Origin of the sequence: Pseudomonas sp. Sample_20 (assembly GCF_004307585.1) — a bacterium.
Lineage (GTDB): Bacteria > Pseudomonadota > Gammaproteobacteria > Pseudomonadales > Pseudomonadaceae > Aquipseudomonas > Aquipseudomonas atacamensis.
The window spans coordinates 40,728-65,136 of record NZ_RCOA01000036.1; the positions used below are offsets into that span (position 1 = coordinate 40,728).

The 24,409-nt window shown below is 60.3% G+C and carries 24 protein-coding genes; 10 read left to right on the forward strand and 14 right to left on the reverse strand.

The features are described from left to right. Positions 1–350 precede the first annotated feature (350 nt). Together D8U70_RS09215 and paoC are read right to left on the reverse strand one after the other, a co-directional pair. On the reverse strand, positions 351–662 hold the full coding sequence (locus tag D8U70_RS09215) for a hypothetical protein (protein ID WP_130928686.1): 312 nt from the start codon (positions 660–662) through the stop codon (positions 351–353). A gap of 25 nt (positions 663–687) precedes the next feature. Then, positions 688–2,898 (reverse strand): aldehyde oxidoreductase molybdenum-binding subunit PaoC, encoded by a 2,211-nt coding sequence (paoC, locus tag D8U70_RS09220; protein ID WP_130928687.1) that lies wholly within the window; start codon positions 2,896–2,898, stop codon positions 688–690. A 266-nt stretch (positions 2,899–3,164) separates the two neighbouring features. Between paoC and D8U70_RS09225 the strand changes: the two genes are divergently transcribed. After that, positions 3,165–5,291: a TonB-dependent siderophore receptor gene (locus tag D8U70_RS09225; RefSeq protein WP_130928688.1), complete on the forward strand. Its 2,127-nt coding sequence runs from the start codon at positions 3,165–3,167 to the stop codon at positions 5,289–5,291. A gap of 235 nt (positions 5,292–5,526) precedes the next feature. Next, complete coding sequence (gene gabP / locus D8U70_RS09230) at positions 5,527–6,933, forward strand: GABA permease (RefSeq protein WP_110645332.1); 1,407 nt, start codon at positions 5,527–5,529, stop codon at positions 6,931–6,933. Here the strand turns inward: gabP and D8U70_RS09235 are convergent. Together D8U70_RS09235 and D8U70_RS09240 are read right to left on the reverse strand one after the other, a co-directional pair. Further along, positions 6,930–7,142 carry a hypothetical protein gene (locus D8U70_RS09235; protein WP_110645331.1) on the reverse strand — a complete coding sequence of 71 codons (213 nt, stop codon included), beginning with the start codon at positions 7,140–7,142 and terminating at the stop codon, positions 6,930–6,932. The two genes, gabP and D8U70_RS09235, sit on opposite strands and share 4 nt — an antisense overlap. An 18-nt stretch (positions 7,143–7,160) precedes the next feature. Then, on the reverse strand, positions 7,161–9,212 hold the full coding sequence (locus tag D8U70_RS09240) for a pyridoxamine 5'-phosphate oxidase family protein (RefSeq protein WP_130928689.1): 2,052 nt from the start codon (positions 9,210–9,212) through the stop codon (positions 7,161–7,163). A 285-nt stretch (positions 9,213–9,497) separates the two neighbouring features. Here D8U70_RS09240 and D8U70_RS09245 point away from each other — a divergent pair, with 285 nt between their 5' ends. Then, a complete protein-coding gene (locus tag D8U70_RS09245; RefSeq protein ID WP_130928690.1) occupies positions 9,498–10,127 on the forward strand; it encodes a glutathione S-transferase in 630 nt (209 codons plus the stop codon). Between the two features lie 152 nt (positions 10,128–10,279). Further along, positions 10,280–11,200 (forward strand): LysR family transcriptional regulator, encoded by a 921-nt coding sequence (locus D8U70_RS09255; protein ID WP_130928691.1) that lies wholly within the window; start codon positions 10,280–10,282, stop codon positions 11,198–11,200. 27 nt (positions 11,201–11,227) lie between these two features. On the opposite strand, the gene D8U70_RS09260 is transcribed toward D8U70_RS09255, so the two are convergent. Together D8U70_RS09260 and D8U70_RS09265 are read right to left on the reverse strand one after the other, a co-directional pair. Continuing rightward, positions 11,228–12,004 carry an alpha/beta hydrolase gene (locus D8U70_RS09260; protein WP_130928692.1) on the reverse strand — a complete coding sequence of 259 codons (777 nt, stop codon included), beginning with the start codon at positions 12,002–12,004 and terminating at the stop codon, positions 11,228–11,230. 155 nt (positions 12,005–12,159) lie between these two features. After that, positions 12,160–13,065 carry an AraC family transcriptional regulator gene (locus tag D8U70_RS09265; protein WP_130928693.1) on the reverse strand — a complete coding sequence of 302 codons (906 nt, stop codon included), beginning with the start codon at positions 13,063–13,065 and terminating at the stop codon, positions 12,160–12,162. A 126-nt stretch (positions 13,066–13,191) separates the two neighbouring features. Here D8U70_RS09265 and rclC point away from each other — a divergent pair, with 126 nt between their 5' ends. Together rclC and D8U70_RS09275 are read left to right on the forward strand one after the other, a co-directional pair. Beyond that, a complete protein-coding gene (gene rclC / locus D8U70_RS09270) occupies positions 13,192–13,767 on the forward strand; it encodes a reactive chlorine resistance membrane protein RclC (RefSeq protein ID WP_071172487.1) in 576 nt (191 codons plus the stop codon). 30 nt (positions 13,768–13,797) lie between these two features. Continuing rightward, positions 13,798–14,025 (forward strand): DUF2790 domain-containing protein, encoded by a 228-nt coding sequence (locus D8U70_RS09275; RefSeq protein ID WP_039762848.1) that lies wholly within the window; start codon positions 13,798–13,800, stop codon positions 14,023–14,025. Position 14,026: 1 nt separating this feature from the next. Here the strand turns inward: D8U70_RS09275 and D8U70_RS09280 are convergent, their stop codons facing one another. Together D8U70_RS09280 and D8U70_RS09285 are read right to left on the reverse strand one after the other, a co-directional pair. Beyond that, on the reverse strand, positions 14,027–15,268 hold the full coding sequence (locus tag D8U70_RS09280) for an MFS transporter (protein WP_130928694.1): 1,242 nt from the start codon (positions 15,266–15,268) through the stop codon (positions 14,027–14,029). A 118-nt stretch (positions 15,269–15,386) separates the two neighbouring features. Next, on the reverse strand, positions 15,387–16,520 hold the full coding sequence (locus D8U70_RS09285; protein WP_130928695.1) for a lactonase family protein: 1,134 nt from the start codon (positions 16,518–16,520) through the stop codon (positions 15,387–15,389). Between the two features lie 265 nt (positions 16,521–16,785). Between D8U70_RS09285 and D8U70_RS09290 the strand changes: the two genes are divergently transcribed. Further along, positions 16,786–18,087, forward strand: coding sequence for an Nramp family divalent metal transporter (locus tag D8U70_RS09290; RefSeq protein WP_024013001.1), 1,302 nt, complete (start codon positions 16,786–16,788; stop codon positions 18,085–18,087). Between the two features lie 42 nt (positions 18,088–18,129). Here the strand turns inward: D8U70_RS09290 and D8U70_RS09295 are convergent, their stop codons facing one another. From D8U70_RS09295 to folE, 5 genes are all read right to left on the reverse strand, one after another. Next, positions 18,130–18,933 (reverse strand): DUF1206 domain-containing protein, encoded by an 804-nt coding sequence (locus tag D8U70_RS09295; RefSeq protein WP_130928696.1) that lies wholly within the window; start codon positions 18,931–18,933, stop codon positions 18,130–18,132. Positions 18,934–19,059: 126 nt separating this feature from the next. Further along, the gene (locus tag D8U70_RS09300; RefSeq protein ID WP_016774774.1) at positions 19,060–19,365 is read right to left on the reverse strand and encodes a DUF6482 family protein; all 306 of its coding nucleotides are present in this window, start codon (positions 19,363–19,365) and stop codon (positions 19,060–19,062) included. A 14-nt stretch (positions 19,366–19,379) separates the two neighbouring features. Further along, entirely contained in the window at positions 19,380–20,090 is a 711-nt protein-coding gene (locus D8U70_RS09305; RefSeq protein ID WP_130928697.1) for an SDR family oxidoreductase, read from the reverse strand. Further along, positions 20,087–20,629, reverse strand: a complete 543-nt coding sequence (locus tag D8U70_RS09310) for a DUF3833 domain-containing protein (protein WP_130928698.1) — start codon at positions 20,627–20,629, stop codon at positions 20,087–20,089. The genes D8U70_RS09305 and D8U70_RS09310 overlap by 4 nt, the downstream gene beginning before the upstream one ends. A gap of 45 nt (positions 20,630–20,674) precedes the next feature. Further along, positions 20,675–21,232, reverse strand: coding sequence for a GTP cyclohydrolase I FolE (folE, locus tag D8U70_RS09315; protein WP_016774771.1), 558 nt, complete (start codon positions 21,230–21,232; stop codon positions 20,675–20,677). 354 nt (positions 21,233–21,586) lie between these two features. Here folE and D8U70_RS09320 point away from each other — a divergent pair, with 354 nt between their 5' ends. After that, positions 21,587–21,898: a hypothetical protein gene (locus D8U70_RS09320; RefSeq protein WP_024012997.1), complete on the forward strand. Its 312-nt coding sequence runs from the start codon at positions 21,587–21,589 to the stop codon at positions 21,896–21,898. A 205-nt stretch (positions 21,899–22,103) separates the two neighbouring features. Here the strand turns inward: D8U70_RS09320 and D8U70_RS09325 are convergent, their stop codons facing one another. Beyond that, positions 22,104–23,027: a LysR family transcriptional regulator gene (locus D8U70_RS09325; protein WP_130928699.1), complete on the reverse strand. Its 924-nt coding sequence runs from the start codon at positions 23,025–23,027 to the stop codon at positions 22,104–22,106. Between the two features lie 89 nt (positions 23,028–23,116). Here D8U70_RS09325 and D8U70_RS09330 point away from each other — a divergent pair, with 89 nt between their 5' ends. After that, on the forward strand, positions 23,117–23,935 hold the full coding sequence (locus tag D8U70_RS09330; RefSeq protein ID WP_110645321.1) for an NAD(P)H-dependent oxidoreductase: 819 nt from the start codon (positions 23,117–23,119) through the stop codon (positions 23,933–23,935). Continuing rightward, a complete protein-coding gene (locus D8U70_RS09335; protein ID WP_110645320.1) occupies positions 23,932–24,222 on the forward strand; it encodes a hypothetical protein in 291 nt (96 codons plus the stop codon). Before D8U70_RS09330 ends, D8U70_RS09335 begins: the two co-directional genes overlap by 4 nt. Positions 24,223–24,409: the final 187 nt, after the last annotated feature.

Genomic DNA, 24,409 nt, shown 5'->3' on the forward strand with positions numbered 1-24,409 from the left:
GCAAAATCCAGTGTGGGAGCGAGCTTGCTCGCGAAGAGGGCGGCACATTCAACATCTTCATTGCCTGACCCAATGCATTCGCGAGCAAGCTCGCTCCCACAGGTTTTCACGGCGAATGCAAAAAACCGGCAACACACAAAACCCGATGTAGGAGTGAGCCTGCTCGCGATGGCGTCGTATCAGTCAGTGAATTATTCAACTGACATGCCGCAATCGCGAGCAGGCTCATTCCTACACTGTTATGGACCGAACCATCGATCTTCATTCAGTCCCCAATCCTTGTGGGAGCTGTAGTGGCTGTGGAAATGGTGATCAGCACATGGAACTGGGTCAGGCCTTCCGAAACTTGGTCAGGGCAGTTGGGCAAACCACTGCGCATACGGTGTATTGCTCACTTTGAATCGGTTGTAATCCGGGCTGCCGTCATCCCACCACACCGGCCCGCGTTCACCCAGCGCGACTTTGGCCTCGTTGACGCGAGCTCTCGCCGACTTCAATGCCTGTGCATCCTCCGCACGCTTCGCCTCTTTGACCGCACGCCGCGCTGACATGAGTTCGGCTACAAACGCCTCACGCTCGGCGGCTGGCAGTGATGGATTGCTGCAACGCCACAGCTGTTGCTTGACCACAAAATAGCGGCCATCGGGGGTGGTGGGGTACATGGGCGATATCCTGCGTGATCCAGTCTCAGACCGGGTAGGACAACTCGCCGATGAGTTTATCCAGCGTAATCGGATAATCGCGCACCCGCACGCCGCAAGAGTTATAGATCGCATTGGCGATCGCCGCCGCCGCGCCGCTGATACCCAGCTCACCGACGCCTTTGGCCTTCAGCGGGGTGGCATACGGGTCGACTTCATCGAGAAAGATCACTTCCTGATGGGGAATGTCGGCGTGCACCGGCACCTCGTATCCGGCCAGATCGTGATTGACGAAAAAGCCGATTCGATGATCCACCGCCAGCTCTTCCATCAATGCCGCGCCGGCGCCCATGGTCATGCCGCCAATGATCTGGCTGCGCGCAGTTTTCGGGTTGAGGATGCGCCCGGCGGCGCACACGGCCAGTTGCCGACGCAGGCGAATTTCGCCGGTCGCCGCATTGACCGCGACCTCGGCGAAATGCGCGCCGAAGGTCTGCTGGGCGAAGCGCTGGGCAAGGTCACCGTATTCCATGCGGTCCTCGCCCGTCAGCTCGCCATTGGCTGCGGCCTGAGCCAAGCCAACCTGCTGCGAGCCTGCGCGAATTTGCCCGTCGACAAACTCGGCTTGCTGCGGGTCAAACCCGACGGCGCGAGCGGCGGCCTCACGCAGTTTCACGCACGCGGCATACACGCCGGCAGTGGAGGAGGCGGCGCCCCACTGGCCGCCGGAGCCCGACGACTCCGGAAACCGCGAATCGCCCAAATGCACCACGACACGGTCCAGCGGCACGCCCATCATTTCGGCAGCGGTCTGGGCGATGATGGTGTAACTGCCGGTGCCGATGTCGGTCATGTCGGTTTCCACGGTGATGACGCCTTGACGATCGAGACGCACCCGCGCCGCCGAAGCGGTGGTCGGTGCGCCGCGAATCGCCGAGGCCAGCCCGATGCCGATCAGCCAGCCATCCTCACGGCGCTTGCCCGGCGTCGCGTTGCGCTGACGCCAGCCAAAGCGTTCGGCCCCAGTGTTCAGGCATTCCACCAACTGCCGTTTGGAGAACGGCCGCGCCGGTTGCTCCGGATCGACCTGCGAGTCGTTGAGGATGCGCAGTTGCAGCGGATCCATCTGCAGCTTTTCGGCCAGTTCATCCATGGCGATTTCCAGCGCCATCATCCCCGGTGCCTCGCCCGGCGCGCGCATCGCCGAACCCTCGGCGAGATCGAGCACGGCGAGATTCAAACGGGTCATCCGATTGGCCCCGGCGTAAAGCAAGCGGGTTGACGCGGTAGCCGCTTCGGCGCGTCCGCCGCGCAGATTGCCAGACCAGCTCTCGTGGCCGATCGCCGTGATCACGCCGTCACGGTTGGCACCGATGCGCAGGCGCTGAAGCGTCGCCGGACGATGGGTCAGGTTGTTGAACATCAGCGGCCGCGGCAGCGCGACTTTCACCGGTCGCCCGGCATGTCGAGCGGCCAGGGATGCCAACACTGCGTCGCAAAGAATCGTGCCCTTACCGCCGAAGCCACCGCCGATATACGGCGAGATCAGGCGCACATCTTCCCTGGCGATGCCGAGGGTTTTCGCCAGATCGCGCACGCCCCAGTTGATCTGTTGGATCGATGTCCACAAGGTCAATTGCTTGCCACTCCAGCGGGCAATGGTTGCGTGCGGTTCCATCATCGCGTGGGCCTGGTCAGGCGTGCTGTAGTGCTGATCGATTTGCACTGGCGCAGCGTTGAAGGCGCCTTCGAAGTCACCGACGCTGGTCTGCGGCGGCGGGCCGAAACCGGCCGGTGGCGGTGGGGTTGCGGAGTCTTTCGCAGCCGCCAGATCGAATGAACCTGGCTCGGCCACGTAGCGGATGTCGAGCAAGCCGGCGGCCGCGCGCGCCTGTTCAAAAGTGTCTGCGACGACAATCGCCACGGCCTGGTGATAGTGATCGACCTGCGGCCCGGCCAAGGCCCTGGCTACGTAAAACTCGCCTTTGGCCAATGGCCCGGCGTTTTCGTAAGTGACGATGGCAATCACCCCGGACGCTTCCCGCGCTTGCGTCGAATTGATCGAGGCAATGCGCCCCTTGCCGATCCCGGCGCCGACGATATAGCCATAGGCGGCGTCCGGCACCGCTGCGTTTTGCTCGTAGGCGTAGGGGGCGGTGCCGGTGGTTTTCAGCTTGCCGTCGATGCGGTCGGCAGGTTGGCCGATGACGTTCAGCTGATCGATCGGATTGGAGCCGGCCGGGGTGTCGAATTTCATCTGCAAATTCCTTTCAGACAGGCTGGCGGCGCCCACGTAGCGCGGCGCAGCCATCGATTGACGTCGGATCTCTACGAGCCTAGGCCATCGACGCCCTGCTGATAATGCGCGGTTTCAGGATGGAGTGATGAATCCCGCTCACCAATCCTGATCAACATGACAAATAAGAATACGTTTCAATTACTAATGCGACCGTATACCATGCGCGACGTTTCCAATGGCGGTTTTGCCCTTCGTTCTGGCCTATTCGTAAAGGTTTTCACCTCATGCGTCGAACTCTGCTTTCCATTTGTGTGCTGCAGGCGTTGTCTTCTTCCTCGTGGGCTGAGTCAGCCGAACCGACTTCTTCAACGCTTGAGCTGGAAGCCACCGACGTGGTCGGCACAGCGGATTACGAACGGGCAGACGGCCCGGTGCAGGGCTATCGCGCGACGCGTTCGGCCAGCGCCACGCGCACCGACACTTCGATTCATGAAACCCCGCAGTCAATCAGCGTGGTGACCAAGGACGCCGTCGAAGATCTCGGCGCGACGCGTTTGCAGGATGCGCTGGATTACGCCGGTGGCGTCGGTCGGGCGAACAATTTCGGTGGGCAGGGCCTGACCACCTTCACGGTGCGCGGTTTCACCACCGGTGAGTTCTACCGCAACGGTTTCCCGATCAACCGTGGCTACCCGAACATGCCTGACGCCAACACCATCGAACGTCTGGAAGTGCTGCGCGGCCCGGCGACCATGCTCTATGGCCGTGGCGATCCCGGCGGTACCTTCAACGTGGTGTCGAAACAGCCGTTGCCCGAGCGCACCGTCACCTTGGGCAGCCAGTTGAATGACCAAGGCATGAAGCGCGGCACCCTCGACGCATCCGGCCCACTCGATGAAGAAGGGCGTCTGGCCTATCGCTTGAATGTGGTGGGCGAGGGCGGTGACACCTTCCGCGATCATGTCGAGAACGAGCGCTACGGCATCACGCCGGTGCTGACCTGGCAGGCTACCGACGCGACCAAGCTGATTTTCGAAGGCGACTTCATGCGCAACAACGCGCCGCTCGATCGTGGCGTGACGCGCTACCCGGCGCAGATCGGCACTGCCTCGCGCGATACCTTCTTTGGCGAGAAGGACGTCGGCAAGCTGCACAACGACAACAACATGGCGCAGTTGCGTTTCGAGCACATGCTCAACGACGACTGGACCCTCGGCGGTGGATTCCAGTGGCTTGACGGCTCGCTCAAGGGCAATGCGATCGAGGCCAACGGCATTGCCGCTGACGGCCGCACGCTGGGGCGTAACTTCAACTACCGCAAGCTGGAATGGACCGACAAGGACACCCAGCTCAATCTCACCGGGCATTTCGACACTGGCGGTCTGCAGCACACCTTGCTCACCGGCATCGAGTACGAAGATTACGACTACAAGTCGATCATCCAGCGCTCCAGCGGCGCGGTCAGTGCCTACCCGATCAACATCTTCAATCCGGTTTACGGCCAGCCACGCCCGGCGCTGACCCGCACACCGACTCACGACAAGGAAAACCTCAAGACCTACGCCGCGTTCGTGCAGGATCAGGTCGCCCTGACCGACAAGCTCAAAGTCCTGGCCGGCGCGCGTTTCGAGCGCTTCGAGCACGATTACGAGACCTACGTGCCGGGTGGCAAGAGCTGGCAGGCCAGCGACAATGCCGTCACCCCGCGTATCGGCATCACCTACGATTTGACCGATACCCTGGCGGTGTACGCCAACACCGCGCGCTCGTTCAAGCCCAACACCGGCGCCAGTCGCGAAGGCGGCGGTTTCGCCCCGGAGAAAGGCAAGTCCTACGAGATGGGCGTGAAGTGGGAAGCGCTGGATCAGCAGTTGAGCGTCGACGCGGCGATCTACCAGATCGAAAAACGCAACGTGCTGACCACCGACCCGGTGGATTCGACCTTCAGCGTCGCCGCCGGTGAAGTGCGCAGCCGTGGTTTCGACGTCAGTGTCACCGGCAATCTCACCCCGGAGTGGCGAGTGGTCGGCGGTTACGCTTACGTCGACGCCGAGGTGACCAAGGACAACACGCTGCGCTCCGGCACGCGCCTGCTGAACATCCCGAAGAACAGCTTCAGCCTGCTCAACATGTACGAATTCCAGGACGGCACGCTCAAAGGCCTTGGCCTTGGCACCGGCCTGAAATACGTCGACGAGCGCGCCGGGCAGACCGCCAACACCGCGTTTTCCATGGGCAGTTACACCGTGGTCGACCTGCTGAGCTTCTACAAGGTCAACGATAAAGTGCGGCTCAACCTCGATGTGAAAAACATCTTCGACCGCGACTACGAAGAAGGCGCCTTCGGCAACGTTTACGCCTACCCGGGCGCGCCGCGAACCGTGCAGGTGGGGATTTCCTACACGCTGTAAATCGCCGCAGCGGTTGCCGCCGACCCATGCTGGCCTGAGAGTGGCATGTCGAAATCAGACATCGGCATGCCGCACTCAGGCTAGTTGGGCGGCGGTCGGGCCACGTAAGGTGAAGCATCATTTCGTCGGCGAAGCGTCTGCGTCGCTGCTTTCGCCTGAGTCGACTCAAGGAAATGATGATCGCCTGACGCACAGTCAGTGGCCCAAACGTCGATCATGAGAACAATAAGAACCCATGACTAGCCTGAACCCCAAGGACTCCAACGGTCAGTTGGCGCAAGGTTTCAAACCGCGTCACGTCACCATGCTTTCCATTGCCGGCATCATCGGCGCAGGACTTTTCGTTGGCTCAGGCCACGCCATCGCCGCCGCAGGACCTGCGGTGCTGCTCGCGTATCTGTTCTCCGGTCTGCTGGTCGTGCTGGTGATGCGCATGCTCGGCGAAATGGCCGTGGCGCATCCCGACACCGGCTCGTTTTCCACCTACGCCGATCAAGCCATTGGCCGCTGGGCCGGCTTCACCATCGGCTGGCTCTACTGGTGGTTCTGGGTGCTGGTAATTCCCATCGAAGCCTTGGCCGCCGGGCACGTGCTCAACCAGTGGTTTCCCCAGGTCGATGCGTGGTTGTTCGCCTTGCTGTCGATCGTGCTGCTGGTGATCACCAACCTGTTCAGCGTGTCGAAATACGGCGAGTTCGAATTCTGGTTCGCCATGGCCAAGGTCATCGCAATCATCGGTTTCATCGGCTTGGGCTTTGCGGTGCTGATGGGCTGGATTCCCGAGCGTGAAGCCAGTGGCTTGAGCACGCTGATGGCCGAGCACGGCGGCTTTGCGCCGAACGGTATGTCGGCGGTGGTCGGCGCGTTCATCACCATCATGTTCAGTTTCATCGGCACCGAAGCGGTGACTATCGCCGCTGCAGAATCGAACAATCCGGCGCAGAACATCGCCAAGGCCACGCGCTCGGTGATCTGGCGCATCGGCATTTTCTATCTGCTGTCGATCTTCGTGGTGATTTCCGTGGTGCCGTGGAATGACCCGCAACTTGCTTCGGTCGGTTCCTACCAGCGCGCACTGGAACTGATGAATATCCCCAACGCTAAATTCCTTGTTGACGTGGTGGTGTTGATCGCGGTGGCCAGTTGCATGAACTCCTCGATCTACATTTCCTCGCGCATGCTCTATTCGCTGGGCCGACGCGGCGATGCGCCGCCGGCATTGAAGGTGACTTCGGCGGCCGGCGTGCCACGCGCGGCAGTGATCGCCAGCACGGTGATCGGCGCAGGCGTGACGTTACTCAGCTATTTCATGCCGGCCGGACTGTTCCAGTTCCTGCTCGCCAGCTCCGGCGCGATTGCCTTGCTGGTGTATCTGGTGATCGCCATTTCGCAGTTGCGCATGCGCCGCCGACTGGAACGGGAAAAGGTCGAAATGACCCTGCGCATGTGGCTGTTTCCCTGGCTCACCTGGCTCGTCATCGCCTTTATCTGCGCGGCTTTGGCAGTGATGATGATCACCCCTGAACATCGCCTGGAAGTGACCTCGACCATTGGCCTGGCGCTGCTGATCTCGTTCATTGGCCTGGTCACCAGCCGCCAGCATGGGCCGGCGGCCAGAGTGGCGGCGGTGGGCAAAGCCTAAGCAAACAACGCTTTGAGCCCACGGGAAAACCAGCCGTTCGGGCTCGAAGGCAGATGCTCACGTTGACTGAGTGAGCCAGTCAACGTGCAGGTTTCACCGGCGAGCGAGCCCATCAGTTGCGGCAGCAAAAAACTGCGTTCGCATTCGCTGGCGGACAATCCGGTGTTCTCTTGCGGCCAAACCACGTTGGTTTCTGCATACGGCTCCATGGTGCACCTCCTCATTATTCAAACGTCCAGCACCAGGGTTTCGCTGCCCTGCGCCGGGGCGGCGCAGCAGATCAGCACTTCGTCGTCCGCCAGGCGCATGGCCGGCGGGGTGAGGTAGTGCACCTGGCCGCTGGTAAGGCGGGTTTTGCAGGTGCCGCACGAGCCGCCGCGACAGCTGAACTCCGGGTTCAAGCCACGCGCCTCGGCCAGTTCCAGCAAGGTGCCGCTGCCCGGTTCCCAGCGTGCTTCTTTGCCGGACGTGGCGAACAACACCTTGACCGGCTCTTCAGCGACCGGCACTTGTGGCGGCGCTGGGGTGCTGATTTCGACATCGCGGATCAGCGTCGACGGGCCGAAGGTTTCGGCGTGGATGCGATCGTCGGGAATGCGCATCTTGCGCAGGCCGTCGTACAGCGCCTGGGTAAAGCTGCCCGGGCCGCACAGGTAGAAATCGTAGTCATCCAGCGGCAGCAGGCTCTTCAGCAAGGCGATGTCGATGCGCCCGGCGTGATCGTAACCCTGCGCTGTTGCTTCCAGCGGCGGCTGGCTGACCACGCGCAGCACCTTGACCTTGTCACCCGCGCGCGCAGCCAAGGCATCGATTTCTTCGCGAAAGGCCAGATCCTCGACGGTGCGACTGCTTTGCACCACCCAGGTCGGGCGCATGCGGCTGATGCGTTTGCCCTGATAGACCACCTCGCGCAGCATCGACAGCAGCGGCGTCACCCCAACCCCTGCGGCCAACAGCACCAGTGGCCGGCGTTCGGTGGCGTCGACGGTGAAATCGCCTTGCGGCGCGCGGGCTTCGATCAAATCCAGTGCCTGGACCCGATCATGCAGATGCGAAGACACCGAGCCGTCGCGTTTGACGCTGATGCGCAGAAACTCGTCCGACGGCGCGCTGGACACGCTGTAGGTGCGGATCGACGCGGCATCCTGACCGTCGAGCAAGACCTTGATCGGCAAGTGCTGGCCCGGTTCGAAGCGCGGCAGGCCGAAGCCGTCGTTGGCTTGCAGGTAAAAGGAGCGGATCTGCGGACTCTCATCGACCACCCGCGTGACGTGCAGCGCGCGCCATTGATTGCGCAGCGCCTCGGCCTGCAGACGTTCGCGGGTCTGTTCCCAGCTGCCGGTCATTTGCGAATTGGGCGAATCGCCTTCCGGCTGCTCGGCCCAGCGCAGTGGCAGCGCGGCCTGACGGTAAACGATGCGCTGCGGCTTGAAGCGCCACAGGCGCTCGGCGCCTTGGAACGCGGCGATTTGCCGATCGTCGAGCAGCACTTCTGCGCTGCCGGTCATCTGCAACAGATCGCCGCTTTCGAAATCGATGAAGGTCAGCCCGGCGCGCGGGTTAAGCAGAATGTTGCCCAAGGTGTTGAAGAACAGATTGCCGGAGAAATCCGGGATGGTCAGGGTGCCGTCTTCGTCCATATGCACGAAACCGGATTTGCCGCCGCGATGGGACACATCGACTTGGCGCTCGCCGTCGCGCACCACGTAAGTGGCCACGTAGAACGAGTCGGCGGCGGTGATCATGTCGCGCACCAAGGGTTCGCTGACCGGCAAGTCGAGCGCGTTGTCGGTGGTCTCGTCGACGAAGGCGTAATGGCGCAGATTGATGTAGCGCGGGCAGTTGCCGTAAGCCTGGGTCACGCCGATCTCAAGAATGTTGTCATCGCGGCGGCTGATATTGCCGTTCATGCGATTGCGCCGACGGGTGTGCAGCTCGATGCCGAGCATGCCGATCGCATCGCCGGGTTGCAGGCCTTGATTGGCCGGGTCGTTGGGCTGCGCGTCGAGTTTGATCTTCAACACCTGCGGTGACGGCGAATCCATGAAGCCCGGTTGACCGGTGCGCAGCGTTGCCCACGGGTCTCCCTGGCCATCGACGGCGCCGAGCACGACGAAGGGCAGTTGCGCGTAGAACTCGCGGTGCTGATCCGGCATCCAGTCGCGGGCCAATTGCCGCTGGCCGACACCGACCATCATTTCCACCGCGCCGACGGCACGTTGCAGGGTCAGCTCACCTTCATGCCAGGGCGAGGGCTGCGGTTTCGACGCTGTGTCCATTTCGATTCTCCTCGGGTGCAAACGGGCCGGTGAGCCGCCAGGGGCTGAAGCTCAAGTGGGCTCATGTTCGCCCTCGGCCGGTTGCGAGGGAATGGCCAGAAACTGCAATCCACTGTTTCACTCGGTGAAATGATCCCTTCGCGCGCCTAAGGAGGCGGGTGATTATTTCACTGGCTGAAATGCTCGATTGTATTTGCTGAGGATTCCGCGATTTGCGGCAGGGGAGCAGGATGAGACCCATCGACACGATCAGCGGGTCGATCTCAAATAATCCAGGAGCACGTCATGTCCCAGTCAGCCGTCAAACTGTACCGCCATCCGTTGTCCGGCCACTCGCATCGCGTCGAGTTGATGCTGTCCCTGCTGGATGTGCCGACCGAACTGGTGTTCGTCGACCTGATGAAGGGCGCACACAAAACCCCTGAATTCCTCGCCCTCAACCGTTTCGGCCAAGTGCCGGTGATTGATGACAACGGTACGGTGCTCGCTGATTCCAACGGCATTCTGGTTTATCTGGCGAGCAAATACGGCAACGGCCAGTGGCTGCCGAGTGATCCGGTCGAGCAAGCCAAGGTGCAACGCTGGTTATCGGTGGCCGCCGGGCAGATCAGCTCCGGCCCGGCCACGGCGCGCTTGATCACGGTATTCGGCGCCGGTTACGACGCGGCTGATGCGATCAAGCGTTCCCATGCGTTGTTGCAGGTGATGGAAGACGAGTTGGCCAACAGCGCATTCCTTGCCGGCGACAAGGCAACCGTTGCCGATGTGGCCGCCTACACTTACGTCGCCCACGCGCCGGAAGGCAATGTCTCGCTGGAGGAATATCCGAATGTGCGGGCGTGGCTGGCGCGGGTCGAGGCATTGCCAAAATTCGTCGGCATGCAGCGTACAGCGGTGGGCCTGCAAACAGCTTGACTCACAACGATGCACATCCCCTGTGGGAGCGAGCCTGCTCGCGAAAGCGGTGTGTCATGCAACGGTGATGTTGACTGACAGAATGCCTTCGCGAGCAGGCTCGCTCCCACAGGGTTCAGTGGATTTTCAGAATTTTCTCCAGGTTCCCGCCTATGGATCGTTTTCAGGAAATGCGCATGTTCCTGGCCGTGGCCGAGGAGGGTGGCTTTGCGGCGGCGGCCCGGCGTTTGAACACCTCGCCCCCCAGCGTCACCCGCGCCATCGCTGCGCTGGAACAACGCATCGGCACGCGTCTGTTGTCGCGCACCACGCGCAGCCTGCATCTGACCGAAGCCGGGCATCGTTATCTGGACGATTGCCGAAGAATTCTGTGCGACGTCGACGAAGCCGAAGAGGCGGCCGCCGGCAGTTATCGGGTGCCATGCGGGCACTTGAGCGTGACCGCGTCGGTGTTGTTTGGCGAGCTGTTCATCGCGCCGTTGCTGGCGCAATACGTCGACGCGTTTCCTTCGGTACATCTGAAGGCCTTGCTGGTTGACCGCGTGGTGAACATGGCAGAAGAGGGTATCGATGTTGCCGTGCGCATCGGCCATTTGCACGAGAACAATCAGCATGCAATCAAGGTCGGCGAGGTCCGTCAGGTCATCTGCGGCACCCCCGATTACTTCGCCCGCTATGGCCGACCGCAACATCCGAACGAGCTGAGCCGCGCCAATATCGTCATGTCGTCCGCCAGTCATTTGCTCAGCGATTGGCAATTCGCCCATGCCGATGGCCCGTTGAGTTTTCGCTTCGAGCCGCGTCTGGTGGTCACCGCGAATCAGGCGGCAATCAACATCGCCAGTTCCGGTTGGGGCATTACCCGGGTGCTGTCCTATCAAGTCGCCAGCCAGGTCGCGGCCGGTGAACTGGAATTGGTGCTGGAGGCCTTTGAGCCGCCGGCGTTACCGGTGCAACTGGTCTTTCTGAAACATCCGCGCGTACCGGCGAAGGTGCGCACGTTTGTCGATTTCCTCAGCGAGCGGCTGCAACATCACCCAGCGCTGAAAGCCGTGAACAGGGTTCACGGCTAAGTCTTCAAGGTTCAACTCAGCGCTGGATCACTTCCCGGCCGCAGCCGTTTCGATCAGGCTGGCAACGGCTTTCGGGTTGGACACCATCACCACGTGCGAAGCGCCTTTGACCACGACGGTCTGCTTGGAGTGCGCGCGCTCGGCCATGAACGCCAGGGCTTGCGCCGGGATGTTCTTGTCCTGGTCACCGTAGACGAAGTACGACGGCACGGTTTTCCATGCAGGCTCGGTGGCGGCTTCGTTGAGGGCGGCTACGGTCACCGGGCGCTGCGTGGCGGCCATCAACTTCGCATCTGCCTGAGACACATCGGCAGCGAACTGATCGTGGAATTTGTCCTGCTGGATGTACAAATCCTTGCCACCATCGGCCAGCTCAACCGGGGCCGACAGGGTCGGGCCGAGGGTGCTGCCAGGGAAGCGGCCGGACAATTCGGCTGCGGTTTCACCCTTTTCCGGGGCGAACGCGGCGACGTACACCAGCGCTTTGACATTGGCATTGCCGTAAGCGGCTTCGCTGATCACCGGGCCACCGTAAGAGTGGCCGACCAGCACCACCGGAGTTTTCACACTGGCCAGCACATCCGCCACCGATTGCGCATCACTCTTGACCGAGCGCAGCGGGTTGGCCGCAGCGATCACGGGATAGCCATCCTTCTCGAGAATCTTGACCACGCCGTTCCAGCTGCTCGAATCGGCAAAGGCACCGTGCACCAGCACCACGGTAGGTTTGACCGGCGCGGCGAACGCTGCAGTGGCACCAAACATGGCGGCGGTAAGGGCGAGGGTAGCGAAGACTTTGTTCATGGTGATGTCCTGTCGATTGGTTAAGGTAGGAATTGAAGCGACAGTGGTATTTAGCGCGCTAAATGTGTCAGTTGTGTGTGCGCACGGCCGAACTTCGCATGCGTATGTATCTGTGTCGGCAATTGCTACACGCTGATACAAAGCGACCCATCCGCTCAGATCGCGCGGCGGATCTTGCCCGGGGCCTCGCCGTAGGTTTCCTTGAATTTCTTGCTGAATGCAGCTTGCGACTGGTAGCCGACCTGCACGGCAATGTCATTCAGGCCCAGATGCGAATGGCTGAGCAGACTGAACGCCAGCTCCATGCGCAACTGGGTCAGCAACACCCACGGCGATACGCCAGCCACCCTGGCGAAGGTGCGCATGAACGTTGCACGGGACATGTTCGCGGTGTCGGCCATGGCTTCGATGGTCCATTCGTGCGCCGGGTCGGCCAATATCGCCTGACAGGTCCGGCCGAGGCGCTGGTCGCCGAGCAGCGCCAGGGTGCTCTTGTCCTGCTCCGCACGGGCCAGGTGCGCACGCAGGATCAAGGTGAACAAGGCTTGGGACAGTGAATCGAGGAGAAAGCGTGCACCCGGCTGTTCGCTGTCGGCTTCGCTGCGCAACAGCGCAATCAGGGCGGTCAGTGGCGCATCAATCGGCAAGCCATCGTTGGCAATCAACAGGTAATCGGGGAGGGCGGCGAACAGCATCGATGCGCGGTTGTAATGAAAGCCACCGCAGAGCATGTCCAGATCGGCGCTCGCGCCACCCAGCCGATAGATCGGCAACACCCCGCCGGGAATCAGCGTTGGCAGCATTGGCGCTACATCTTTACCGCCGCTGTGCAGCACATGCGGCGTGCCCCGTGGCAACAACAGAATATCGCCGGCGCGCATCGCCAGGCGTTGCCCGCTGGCCAGCTCAACCCGGCATTCACCCTTGAGCACGATGTGATAGGGCGCCTTGCCCAAGGCTTCCTGTGGGTGATCACGTGCCCAGTCGCCCTGAAACTGGCAACGCAGATCGAGGCTGCCGCGCACGTTGGCCAGGCTGATGAGCTTATCGAGCGAGTTCATTGGCACCCATCACGATGGAAATCCGCAAAGTTGAGACGATTGAGCAAGACGTTGAGCATGACCGACAAAAGCGCGATTCGGTAGCACCGCAGACTGACTCCACTTTCATTGATCTGGAGAAGTCGCATGTTCACCTCAATCAACGCCGGACTACAACAGCTCGGCAAACTCGATCGCCTCGGTATCCCGCTGATGCGCGTGGCCATCGCCATCGTCTTCCTGTGGATCGGCGCGCTGAAATTCGTCCCGTACGAAGCCGACAGCATCACGCCCTTCGTCGCCAACAGCCCGGTGATGTCGTTCTTCTACGAACACCCGCAGGACTACAAGGCGCACCTGACCCATGAGGGCGAGCTGAACGCCGACAAGCGCGCCTGGCAGACCGCGAACAACACCTACGGTTTTTCCACCGGGCTTGGCGTGGTGGAAATCGTCATCGGTCTGCTGGTCCTGTCCAACCCGCTTTCTCGCCGCACCGGCCTGCTCGGTGGTGCCTTGGCGTTCGCCACGCCGCTGGTGACCCTGAGCTTTCTGGTTACCACGCCGGAAGCCTGGGTTGCTGCGCTGGGTGATGGTCAGCACGGTTTTCCCTATCTGTCCGGTGCCGGACGCCTGGTGCTCAAGGACGTCCTGATGCTCGCCGGAGCACTGCCGGTAATGGCTGATTCCGCGCGCCAATTGCTGACTGAACGTCAGGCCTGAATTCCCCATCCTTTATAGAGAGATCACACCATGAAAACGTTTATTGCTTTGACCCTGACCATCCTCGCCGGCAACGTGTTCGCCGCCACCGAACCTGCACAAACCGGCGTGCCACTGGATATCGCCAAAACCATCAGCATCACCGACACCAGCGCCGCCTGCGGAATTGTTCCGGTGGAGGTCGTCTATGAAGACAGTCACGGTCAGCGGCATGTCGCCACTTACAGCGTTTTAGGCGATGGCTGCGGTGGCGATTAGCTCAGGGTTGGCCCATAACTGCAGCGGACTCGAATTGCTCAGTCCGCTGCAGCGTTTCCGGAACACAGATCAACAGCAGCAGGAATGCTGCCGCTGCAACTCCTGCAAGGGTCAGAAATGCCGCGCTGTAACCGGCGGCCTCGACGACAAATCCGGCCAGCCCATTGCTCAGCGCCGCGCCAAGGCCAAATGCTGTGGTCAGCGCGCCGAGGCTGACATTGAAATGCCCGGAGCCGAGGGTCAGATCCTTGACCATCACTGGAAACAGCGCACCGAACAAACCAGCGCCGACGCCGTCGAGCAACTGCACGGCGACCAGCCAGTACGGATCATCCGAGAAGGTGTAGAGCAAGCCACGCAGCGGCAGGATCAGAAAACCCGCCAGCAATAACGGTTTGCGCCCCCATACATCGGCTTTCGCGCCGGCCAGCAGCGCCATCGGCACCATCACCAGTTGCGCGGCGACGATGCACGCCGACGTCAGCGGTGTGGCCATGTGCAAGTTGGCTTGCGCGAGTTTCTGGCTCACCAGCGGCAGCATCGCCGCGTTGGCCAAGTGAAACAGCGCGCAGCACAGGGCAAACATCAGTAACGGGCGATTGCTCAGCAGTACCTTGAATCCGGACGGCTGATGGCTTTGATCGCCAGGCTGCAAACCGCGCGCGACGTCGTGATCTATCGCTTCTGCCGAAACGAACAGCACGGCAATCACGCTGGCCAGCGCCATGACCGCCATCAGATAAAACACCGCCACCGGACCGAACAGATAGGCAAACAAACCGGCCAATAACGCCGCGCACGCGTTGCCGGCATGGTTGAACGTCTCGTTGCGACCGGTACGCCGGGTGAATGCGCGTGGGCCGGTGATGCCCAGGGTGATCGCGGAAATCGCCGGGGCGAAAATTGACGCTGCCGCCGCGCTCAAGGCTTGAGTCAATGCCACCAGACTGAATGACGAAATGAACGGCAGCAGCAGACAACTCACCGTCACCAACAGCGCGGCGATGATGACCAGCGCCCGTTTCGCCCGGCTGCTGTCAACCAGCGCACCAGCGGGCGTCTGCGTGACGAGCGCGGCAATGCCGGCGAGGGTCATGACCACGCCTATGCTGGCCGGGTCCCAGTGGTGTACGGCGAGCAAGTAGATGGCGAGGTACGGCCCGAGGCCGTCGCGGACATCGGCGAGGAAGAAATTCAGACTGTCCAGCGAGCGGTTGTTGCGGCGATCGAGATGGCTGATCACTGGGGGCAGTCTCTTGAAAGTGAGGTCTGCGAAAATGTATCAACCTCGGCAAACCTAATGACCGAAGCGGCGGGGGATTAGTTGCAGAACGGCGGAGCAGTTGCTGCTCCGCAGATATTCAAGCGTCAGGCGTTTGCAGTATTTCTATCCATAATGCGCCTTTGCCGGAGGCCGCTTCACCGACACGCTTCAGCGCGCCATTCTTGCTCACTGCGTACGTGCCGACCTTGGCGCTTTTCTCGCCCGTCACCAGCAGCCAGTGGCCATCGGGGGAGAAGGCGATATTTCGCGGTTGCTGTTCTTGCACCGGGTAGTTATCGAGGAACTTGAGTGCTCCGGTTGCCGGATCCACGGCAAATGCCGAAACGCTGCTGCTGGTGCGCTCACTCATCAGCAGCAGTTTTCCATCCGGCGACATGCGCAGGTCGGCAGCCCAGATGCGTGGGGTCGGATCGTCTTTCAAGTCGTTGTTGCGCGCATCACGGACTTCGCCGTGGGCCAGCTTCAATCGCTCGGGAATGCCATCGGCCACAGCGATGCGGGTCAACGCGCCGCTGGCCTCGTCGATAGAAAACGCAGTCACGGTGCCGCTCATTTCACCGACCACGTAAAGGAATTTGCCGTTCGGCGAGAACGCCAGGTGCCGGGGGCCGGTTTTATCCGGGACACTGACCGAGCCGTTGCCGATCGGGCTGAGCTCGCCAGTCTCGGCATCCAGGCGATATTGCAGCACCTTGTCGGTGCCCAGGTTGCCAGCGTAGGCAAAGCGATTGCTCGGCTCGGTGCGAATCGAATGCGCGTGCAGGCCGGTCGGATAACGCAGGATGTTGGCGGAAGGCTGATGATCCTCGCCGATCTTTTGAACGCTGAGTGCATCGGCGCCGTAGGACGCGGCGAGCAGGTAGCGACCTTTTCGATCGGTCGACAGGTAGGCCATGCTCTCTGCCAGCGGAGCTTGGGTGAATTTCGTCAGGTGACCGCTTTGGCGATCGATCCGGTAACCCAGCACCTGAAAAGGTTTGACGCGCAAGGCTGCAAACAGCACCTTGCCGTCCGGGGTGAGGGCCATGGGATTGACCTGATCACCGGCCTGAATCTGCTCAACGAGGGTGAGTGCGCCGTTACTCTGATCAAGCCGATATAGCGAGATCAGACCGTCGCCGGGGCTTGATATGTAAGCGTAGGTAGCGGCGTTGGCCGTCACGCTCAACGTGGAGGCGAGCGCAGCGATCAAGAGGGTTCTTTTCATCATTCCCAGCCTTATTGTTGTTGTGATCAGTCATCCTATGAGTGATTCGCTGGGGCATCAATGGCTATTTCGTCGGCCTGCAACGTCGCTACGCTTATTTGACGTGCTTGTTCTAGATGATTTTGATCAGCGGAAATGATCGGAGAGGGTGGTCGTGATTGAGGTTTGACACATTTCTACATACTCTCCCGTTAGCGTTGTTGTACGACATCCTACCTAATGTGCGCAGTGCAACAACTCTCACAAAAACAATAACGGAGATACCCCTATGACGAGCATGGCTCCACTCGATCATCAGGCCGCTGCGAAACCGCAAAACCTGTTCCTGCGTACGCTGAAACTGCTCGGCCCCGGCATTATCGCCGTGCTGTCGTGGCTCGGTGCGGGCGATCTCATCACGTCTTCAGTGGCCGGTGCGAACTACGGCTACGCGATGATGTGGGTGCTGGCGGTCTCTTTGCTGTTGAGATACCTGATCGTCAACATCATTGCCCGGTTCCAGCTGTGCAATAACCAGGGCATGACCATTCTGCAGGGCTACGCCCAGCTCAACCCGGTGTTTGCCTGGTTCATGCTGGTTTACGCCTTGTTGATGGGGCACTTGATGAACGCCTACATGATCAAGGGGGCAGGGGAGTCGCTGGCGATGCTGTTCAAGATCGATCAGCCATTGCTGTGCTCGGTGGCGGTGGTGCTGGCGGTCTGGATGCTGGTCGGGCGCAACATCTACACGATGATCGAAGGCGTGATGAAGCTGCTGCTGGCGATCATGACCCTGGCGTTCATCGCTTTGGCGGTGATGTCCGGTCCGGATGTCAGCGGCATCATCAAGGGCACCATCGGCTTCAGCATTCCGCCGGACGAAGGCGTGCATGGCGCGTTGCTGGTGGCGGTCTCGGTAATCGGCGCGGTTGCCGGCTCGATCGCCAACTTCGTGCACCCCTATGTCATGCGCCAGAAAGGCTGGACCGGGCCGCAGCACAAGCGCATTCAGCGTAACGATCTGCTGTTTGCGGTATTCGTCGGGATCATCATCAACCTGGCGATCTGGATCGTCGGTGCGGAAATCCTCCGTCCCAACGGCATCGAGGTGAAAACCTTGGGCGATCTGGGCAAGGCGCTGGAAATCTTCTTCGGCCCGATCGGCTGGTACGTGTTCTTCATCGGTGTGTTCGCGACCCTGTTTGCCAGTATTTCAGGCAAGACCACGGCGTTTCCGATGCTGATCACCGATGCCTTCCAGCATGTTCGTCCTGAGCGTCGCGAGAAGTACGGCAAAGAGTTTCATCATGACCCGATGCACAAGTGGTTCATGCTGTTCATCCTGGTCACGCCGCTGATCTGGTCGATGCCGGGCATGCCGGATTTCGTCACCCTGACCATTGGTGTCAGCGCATTGAACATCATTGGTTTGCCGGTGATTTCCCTGGGCTTGCTGATCATGTCCAACCAGAAATCGTTGCTGGACAAGCAATACCGCAACAACCTGTTTGAAAACATCGCGCTGATGTTTGCTACAGGTCTGGCGCTATGGGTAGCGTTCCAGTTGGGCGTTGATCTGTTTACTTGACGGGAAGCAGTCGAGGGGGCAAACGCCCCCTCGAATCGCCGCTTACAACGGCACATCCATTTCGATCCGGCGCCAGGCCGCTTCGGAAAAGCTGTACACCGAAAACGCGATCAGCCCCAACGCCATCAGCATCAACAGCACGCCGCCTGCCGGAAGATTCTGCAAAGCATCCAGCGCTTCCTTCATGCCGGGTGGATTGGTCGCCTGGTAAACCGAGCCGCTGACCGCCATCAACAGTGCAATCTCGATAAACACCACGCCTCGGGCGATCAAGCCAAAGCGCGACACCGGGCGCACGTAGCGCATCACTTCGTCATCCGCTTCGAAGTACTTCTCGAACGTGGCTTTCCAGCCTTTGATGATGTGGGCGATACCGACACCCAGCGGGATCAGCGCGATCAGGTAGATCAACAGGTTCGAATGCTCGAACGACAGCAGCTGCGCGAGCAGATCCTTGGTCTTGCCATCGCCGGAACCGCCCGAACTCCTGAGGCCACTCACCAACAGACCCAGGGCAAAGAAGGCCAGCGCCGCGTTGACCAGGCCGCCGGCGAGCAAACCTGCGCGAATGACCAGGCCTTTGAACTCGCTGCCGTGGTGGTCGACATCGCGGATCGCTTGCAGCGCACGCCAGGCGGCGAAGGCCAGCAGGCCGGCGACCACAACACCGATCAGCACGTAACCGAAGGGCTGGCTGAGCAATGCTTCAATGCTCTTGTGGCTGTCTTTCGGTTTGGTGGAGTCGTGCGCTGCCAACAGCGCGAAGATGCCGATGATCAGATACAGAACGCCGCGCGCGGCGTATCCGCCTCGGGCAAGCAGGACAAGCGTGTGTTGAGTGGACATGGGTTTTACTTCCAGGGAATCGATGTGAAGCAGACCCGTGGACGGGGCAGGGGTTCGATAAATGCGTCGCCGGTGGGCGACGCGCGCCTTATCAGCCTGCCATTCAGTGCTCGCCGCGCTTGAGACTCATAAAGGCGTGGTCAGCGAAAATGGAATGCGCAGCTCTTCAACCGGCCCTGAATCCCGACCGCACATTTCGTCGTGCACGCATTGTTGCACCAGTACGCAGGGAAACGCCGGCACGGTTTGCAGCAAGTCGCGCAGGTGGGTGATCGAACGCAGGTGCATTGGCTTGGCCGCGTCATCGAGCAAGGTGAATTGGCCCTGATCCACGCGAATTCTCGCCAGATAAAAACCACCTTCAAGTGACAGCAGCTCCAGTTCGCGAACTTCACTGTTGGCCGCACGTTCGGTGAGGGTTTGCAGATTCATGCTTCACTCCTTGCCTACCAGGGCAGGCGTTCTCCATCGTAGGCGAAGAAATGGCCGCTGTCGGCCGGCGTTAACGTGTCAATCAGACTGAGTAATTGCCCGGCGGCAATGTCTGCCGGGCGGGCGCTTGAGGCTCCGCGAAAAGGTTGCGACAACGGCGAGACCACCGTGCCTGGGTGCAGGCTGAGCAAGCGACTCTGCGGGCGCGTGCGCGAAAGCTCGATGGCGGCGGTCTTGATCAACATGTTCAGCGCAGCCTTGGACGCGCGATAGGCGTACCAGCCGCCCAAACGGTTGTCGCCGATGCTGCCGACTTTCGCCGACAGCATCGCCATCGCGCCTTGAGGCGCAAGCAATGGCAGAAAGTCGCGCAGCAGCAACGCCGGCCCCAGCGTGTTGACTTGAAACACCGCCTGCAGCGACTCGGCTTCGACTGCGCTGTAGCTTTTTTCCGGCTTGACTTGGTCGCGATGGAGCAGGCCCGCCGCGTGAATGATCAGGTGATAGGGCGCTTCGGCAGCCAGTTCGGCGGCGGCGCTGGCGATCGTTTCGGGCTGCTCGAGGTCGAGCTTCGGCACAGTCTGGCGTCCCAGCGTACGGACGCTGGCGCAGCGTGGATCCTGGTTCAAATGTTGGCAGAACGCCGTGCCGAGGGCGCCACTGGCGCCGATCACCAGAGCGCGATAACCGTCGCCGAACGAGGCCAGGGTCAACCCACTGCTCATGGGTTCGCTCCAGCGTTCTGGCGCCGGAAGAACACCGTCACCTGGCCGACCTCAATACCCCACTTGGACATACTGGTGCGGTTGATCAGCGTGTCCTCGTCGACCAGGTACATCCAGTCGTCCATGCTCATCTCGTAGGTCGAATCATCAACTGGCAGGTTCAGGCGATAACGCCAGTGGAAGGTGTTTCCAGCAATCTGGCCCTGCGCAACCCCGACCACATCGTGCGCGCGACCGCTCCACTGACCATTGCCCCCGGGCGTGAGGGTCCAGACCCGACGCTCACGGGTGCCGTCGCTGTAACGGAAGCGCTCGTCGAGGATCAGGTTTTCACCCTCACGACGGCTGGCAATATCGACCTCGAAACGCTTGACCACTTCGCCGTTGCGCTTCTGGAACATTCCCCAGGCTTTGACGGGCTGGCTGAAAAACTGCTCCAGACTCAATGCCGGTTGCTGGTCAGCGTAACGAGCAACATCGACACTGCCGCAGCTTGCGATGCTGAGCGCCAGTCCTAACAGCAGGAGAAATCGGGTCATCTTCGAACTCCTTGAGCTTGTACAGTTAACAGGCTGTGTATAGGCCTAACGCCGACCGATGAGCTGGAGAAATTCCTGCCGCGTCGTCGAGCTGTCGCGAAAGGCACCGAGCATGACCGAGGAGGTCATGATCGAATTCTGCTTCTCGACGCCGCGCATCATCATGCACATGTGCCTGGCTTCAATAACCACCGCGACACCGGCAGCATCGGTGATCTGCTGGATCGCCTGAGCAATCTGCCGAGTAAGGTTTTCCTGGATCTGCAGACGCCGCGCGAACATGTCGACCACCCGCGCGACCTTCGACAGCCCCAACACCCGGCCAGTAGGGATATACGCCACATGCGCCTTGCCAATAAACGGCAGCATGTGATGCTCACACAGCGAATAAAGCTCGATATCGCTGACGATCACCATCTCATCGCTCTGCGACTCGAACAGCGCACCGTTGGTGACGTCTTCCAGGCTCATCGCGTAACCGTTGCACAGGTATTGCATCGCCTTGGCGGCGCGCTGGGGCGTGTCCAGCAAACCCTCGCGTTCCGGGTTCTCACCGACGCCAACGAGGATTTCACGGTAATGGCTGGCTAATAGTGGGCTCATTCGGGTTACTCGTGGCGGTGCGGGTTAGGGACACTGTCGGGCGAAAAGGTTGTACGCATACAGGTTGGCTGTATAGGTTTTATTCAAGATAGGCCGAAAAAAATCAACTGACAATGAATCGGTGATTTTTTTGTGCGGGTTTGGGAGTTCAGGCAGGACAAACCTGGGGCCAGGTTTGGTGAGTGGCTTGCTTGGGCCAGATGTATGAGCGTCTCAGCTGATAGCTGCCAGTGGCGAATGGCAGCTATCGACCAAAAGCGGACGCCCAACGCACTTTTTTCAACCCAAAGCGGTCATCATCATGTTCAAGTATTATTGTGCCGATGCTCGGACTGTTCAGAGGTAGGTTGATGCATGGCCAGAAGCGTTAGGCTTCAACAGAAACTTCATTCAAAGTATCTCGTTGAGGTAGCAGGAGAGGTGGTGCTTGATGACTGCCTTGTTGAAAAGCTATGGGCGCTCAACAGAGGTGACAGGTTTGAGTTGAATTCACACTCCTTCGGTTTTGGACCTGTTCAAAAATACCGCTTGGAATACGTGATAACGAGAGGCCCCATTCCTGGGCATTGGCTCTACAAAGAATTTGACCCAAAGGAACTGACATTATTTTTTACGGCAAAAGACTTTGCCGGCATTTGCCATGGCTGGACCTTGTTTGACGAGTGACCATTCACGGTTCGCTGCGTGGGAGGCAGCTTCCGGCCAAAAACAGTCATTCAGGTATGCCGATAAAACCATAATCGGCCATACGTAGATGGATGTAGATTTATTGCCTCAACGAGCTTGCAAGAGCGAGCCAACCAGCGAGCCTTTGACCTATCGAGTACTCGACACGCTAGCTTGTCTGGACGGGTTTTAAGGTTGCCAGAGTTCATGGGTTGCCATAATCGGATGCACGAGAATCGGCCACGAGAGTGATGAACTCACGTACCCATTTGAAGCCGGCATGCCCATCCGACCGCTCATGCCAGAACAAGCCAATCGCAAAACCTTCCACCGGCAAGGGAGGGGCTACGCACAGCAGTTGCTCGCTGCGACCGTCTACAAGACGACTTGGAACCAGGGCCACACAATCCGACTGCGCGACCAACTCCGGTACTGGAAGGAATGACGACGCTGAATGAACGACGTTACGCCGCAGCCCGCGCGCTACCAACGCGTGATCCACCGAGGTAGAGAAGCCTCCGCCGCGCAGTGACACCACGACATGTTCCAGCTGCGCGAACTCATCCACGGTCAGGTCCGCGCGCAGGCTGGGATGCCCACGACGCCCGATCAGCACGTAACTCTCATCATAGAGGTGTTGCGAGTGCAGTGCGGGCGGAACCCCGTTCATGTTTATCACGGCCAGATCCACCTCGCCGCGGGTCATCTGCAGCTCCAGCTGTGGTACGTCCAGGATGCGCAGTGCGATGCGAACACCCGGCGCTTCGCGTCGCATGGCGACAACGAGATGCTTGATCAAAACCGCCTGCACGTAATCCGTGCAGGCGATTGATACCGTCAGGCTCGCCGTCGCGGGCTCGAAATTCAGATGAGTAGTGACGGTCGCCCTTACCTGGTCAAGTGCTTGGCGAAGCGGCACGAGCAGCTCCAAGGCTTTGACGGTGGGCGTCATTCCACGCTGCGCGGGGATCAGAAGAGGGTCGTTGAAGACGTCGCGCAGACGGCTCAACTGACCGCTGACTGCTGGCTGGCTCAAATGCAGACGAGCGGCAGCCCGGGTCACGTTCTGCTCAATGAGAAGGGCCTCCAACGTCACAAGCAGATTTAGATCAAGGCGTCTGGTATCCATCGATCTTATGTTAGCAGCAAACTTTTGCGATTTCACAGATGGCCCGAGCCCCGCGACACTCCTTCGAAATCACAGTGGAGCCGTCCTTCATGTCGAAAAAAGTACTGATCATCTATGCCCATCCCGAGCCTTCGTCGCTAACGCGGCAACTGGTGGATGTGTCTGTTGAATGCTTGACTGCGCAAGGACACGAGGTCCTGCAATCCGATCTATACGCCATGGGCTGGAAAGCGATATTTGACGAGCACGACTTTCCTCAGCGGGCCAACCCTCAGCGGCTTTCGTTCGGAGCAGAGTCCGCCCACGCCTATCGTCATCGCAGCCAAAGCTCTGACGTGGCGGCGGAGCAAGACAAGGTTCTAGCGGCAGACGTTGTCATCTTCCAGTTTCCGCTTTGGTGGTACGGCATGCCGGCCATCATGAAGGGATGGATAGATCGCGTCTGGGCAGCCGGACTCGCCCACGGCTACAAGGACGCTGGCAACGCCTACCGCTATGGTGACGGCGCTTTCAAAGGCAAGCGGGCCATGTTGTCAGTCGCTGTCGGCGGCCCCGCAGATGACTATTCGCCGCGCGGCATCAACGGACCACTCGAGCAATTGCTATTTCCGATCACGCACGGCTCGCTCTACTTTCCTGGGTTCGATGTGCTGCCGACGTTCGCCATATACGGCACTGGCAACTTGACCGCCGCAGATGCCGTCGCAGCCAAAGAGGCTTGGCGCACCCGACTCGAGGATTTGTTCACAGATGCGCCAATACCCTTCCGGCCCCAAAACGGTGGGGACTACACTCCCCGCAATGAGCTTAAACCGCATGTGGCCGTGGGCCAGAGCGGCATAATGGCGCACGTCGCGTATGGTGAAACAACCCAGCGCAAGCAGCTGAAAACGGAGGAGGTGTCATGAAAACCTTCGTGATTCTGACTCGCCGTGCTGATGGAGCGGCAGAAGACTTCAAGCGGCTGGCGAAACCGGAGGTAGTGCACGTTTGGCAAGGCTTCGCTGGCGGTATCGTGCGCGCAGTTCATGGGCTGGCCGATGGTCCCGGTGCCGCGTTTGAACTGGAATCCGCCACCTTCGAAGAGGCGCGTGATTACATCGAGGCGCTGCCTTACGTCAAAGGGAATCTGCTACACGTGCAGTACTGCGCGCTCAAGCCCTTCTCTGATTACGCGAGACTCGTTTCCTCCTGATGAGCGATCAGCGCAGATCAACACCTGTTTGCACGGCGCTGCATGCTGTAGCCAGATTTTACGCGCAGCATGCAGCGTCAGGCCGGCACTCGTTTGATGCGAAGAGGGCTGGCACTGGCGGCTTGTGCCGTTTCCGGCCTGTTGCGAAGGCCTGTAATTGACTCATAGCTACGCTTTGACTCCCGCA

What these genes read in the sequence shown, in the direction of transcription:
- D8U70_RS09275 (WP_039762848.1), top strand. Translation starts at nt 13,798, where the DNA reads ATGAAAACGTTTATTGCTTTGACCCTGACCATCCTCGCCGGCAACGTG.
- rclC (WP_071172487.1), top strand. Translation starts at nt 13,192, where the DNA reads ATGTTCACCTCAATCAACGCCGGACTACAACAGCTCGGCAAACTCGAT.
- D8U70_RS09335 (WP_110645320.1), top strand. Translation starts at nt 23,932, where the DNA reads ATGAAAACCTTCGTGATTCTGACTCGCCGTGCTGATGGAGCGGCAGAA.
- D8U70_RS09290 (WP_024013001.1), top strand. Translation starts at nt 16,786, where the DNA reads ATGACGAGCATGGCTCCACTCGATCATCAGGCCGCTGCGAAACCGCAA.
- D8U70_RS09325 (WP_130928699.1), bottom strand. Translation starts at nt 23,027, where the DNA reads ATGGATACCAGACGCCTTGATCTAAATCTGCTTGTGACGTTGGAGGCC.
- D8U70_RS09245 (WP_130928690.1), top strand. Translation starts at nt 9,498, where the DNA reads ATGTCCCAGTCAGCCGTCAAACTGTACCGCCATCCGTTGTCCGGCCAC.
- paoC (WP_130928687.1), bottom strand. Translation starts at nt 2,898, where the DNA reads ATGAAATTCGACACCCCGGCCGGCTCCAATCCGATCGATCAGCTGAAC.
- D8U70_RS09300 (WP_016774774.1), bottom strand. Translation starts at nt 19,365, where the DNA reads ATGAATCTGCAAACCCTCACCGAACGTGCGGCCAACAGTGAAGTTCGC.
- folE (WP_016774771.1), bottom strand. Translation starts at nt 21,232, where the DNA reads ATGAGCCCACTATTAGCCAGCCATTACCGTGAAATCCTCGTTGGCGTC.
- D8U70_RS09225 (WP_130928688.1), top strand. Translation starts at nt 3,165, where the DNA reads ATGCGTCGAACTCTGCTTTCCATTTGTGTGCTGCAGGCGTTGTCTTCT.
- D8U70_RS09320 (WP_024012997.1), top strand. Translation starts at nt 21,587, where the DNA reads ATGGCCAGAAGCGTTAGGCTTCAACAGAAACTTCATTCAAAGTATCTC.
- D8U70_RS09330 (WP_110645321.1), top strand. Translation starts at nt 23,117, where the DNA reads ATGTCGAAAAAAGTACTGATCATCTATGCCCATCCCGAGCCTTCGTCG.
- D8U70_RS09265 (WP_130928693.1), bottom strand. Translation starts at nt 13,065, where the DNA reads ATGAACTCGCTCGATAAGCTCATCAGCCTGGCCAACGTGCGCGGCAGC.
- D8U70_RS09235 (WP_110645331.1), bottom strand. Translation starts at nt 7,142, where the DNA reads ATGGAGCCGTATGCAGAAACCAACGTGGTTTGGCCGCAAGAGAACACC.
- D8U70_RS09295 (WP_130928696.1), bottom strand. Translation starts at nt 18,933, where the DNA reads ATGTCCACTCAACACACGCTTGTCCTGCTTGCCCGAGGCGGATACGCC.
- D8U70_RS09260 (WP_130928692.1), bottom strand. Translation starts at nt 12,004, where the DNA reads ATGAACAAAGTCTTCGCTACCCTCGCCCTTACCGCCGCCATGTTTGGT.
- D8U70_RS09215 (WP_130928686.1), bottom strand. Translation starts at nt 662, where the DNA reads ATGTACCCCACCACCCCCGATGGCCGCTATTTTGTGGTCAAGCAACAG.
- D8U70_RS09310 (WP_130928698.1), bottom strand. Translation starts at nt 20,629, where the DNA reads ATGACCCGATTTCTCCTGCTGTTAGGACTGGCGCTCAGCATCGCAAGC.
- D8U70_RS09285 (WP_130928695.1), bottom strand. Translation starts at nt 16,520, where the DNA reads ATGATGAAAAGAACCCTCTTGATCGCTGCGCTCGCCTCCACGTTGAGC.
- D8U70_RS09305 (WP_130928697.1), bottom strand. Translation starts at nt 20,090, where the DNA reads ATGAGCAGTGGGTTGACCCTGGCCTCGTTCGGCGACGGTTATCGCGCT.
- D8U70_RS09255 (WP_130928691.1), top strand. Translation starts at nt 10,280, where the DNA reads ATGGATCGTTTTCAGGAAATGCGCATGTTCCTGGCCGTGGCCGAGGAG.
- gabP (WP_110645332.1), top strand. Translation starts at nt 5,527, where the DNA reads ATGACTAGCCTGAACCCCAAGGACTCCAACGGTCAGTTGGCGCAAGGT.
- D8U70_RS09240 (WP_130928689.1), bottom strand. Translation starts at nt 9,212, where the DNA reads ATGGACACAGCGTCGAAACCGCAGCCCTCGCCCTGGCATGAAGGTGAG.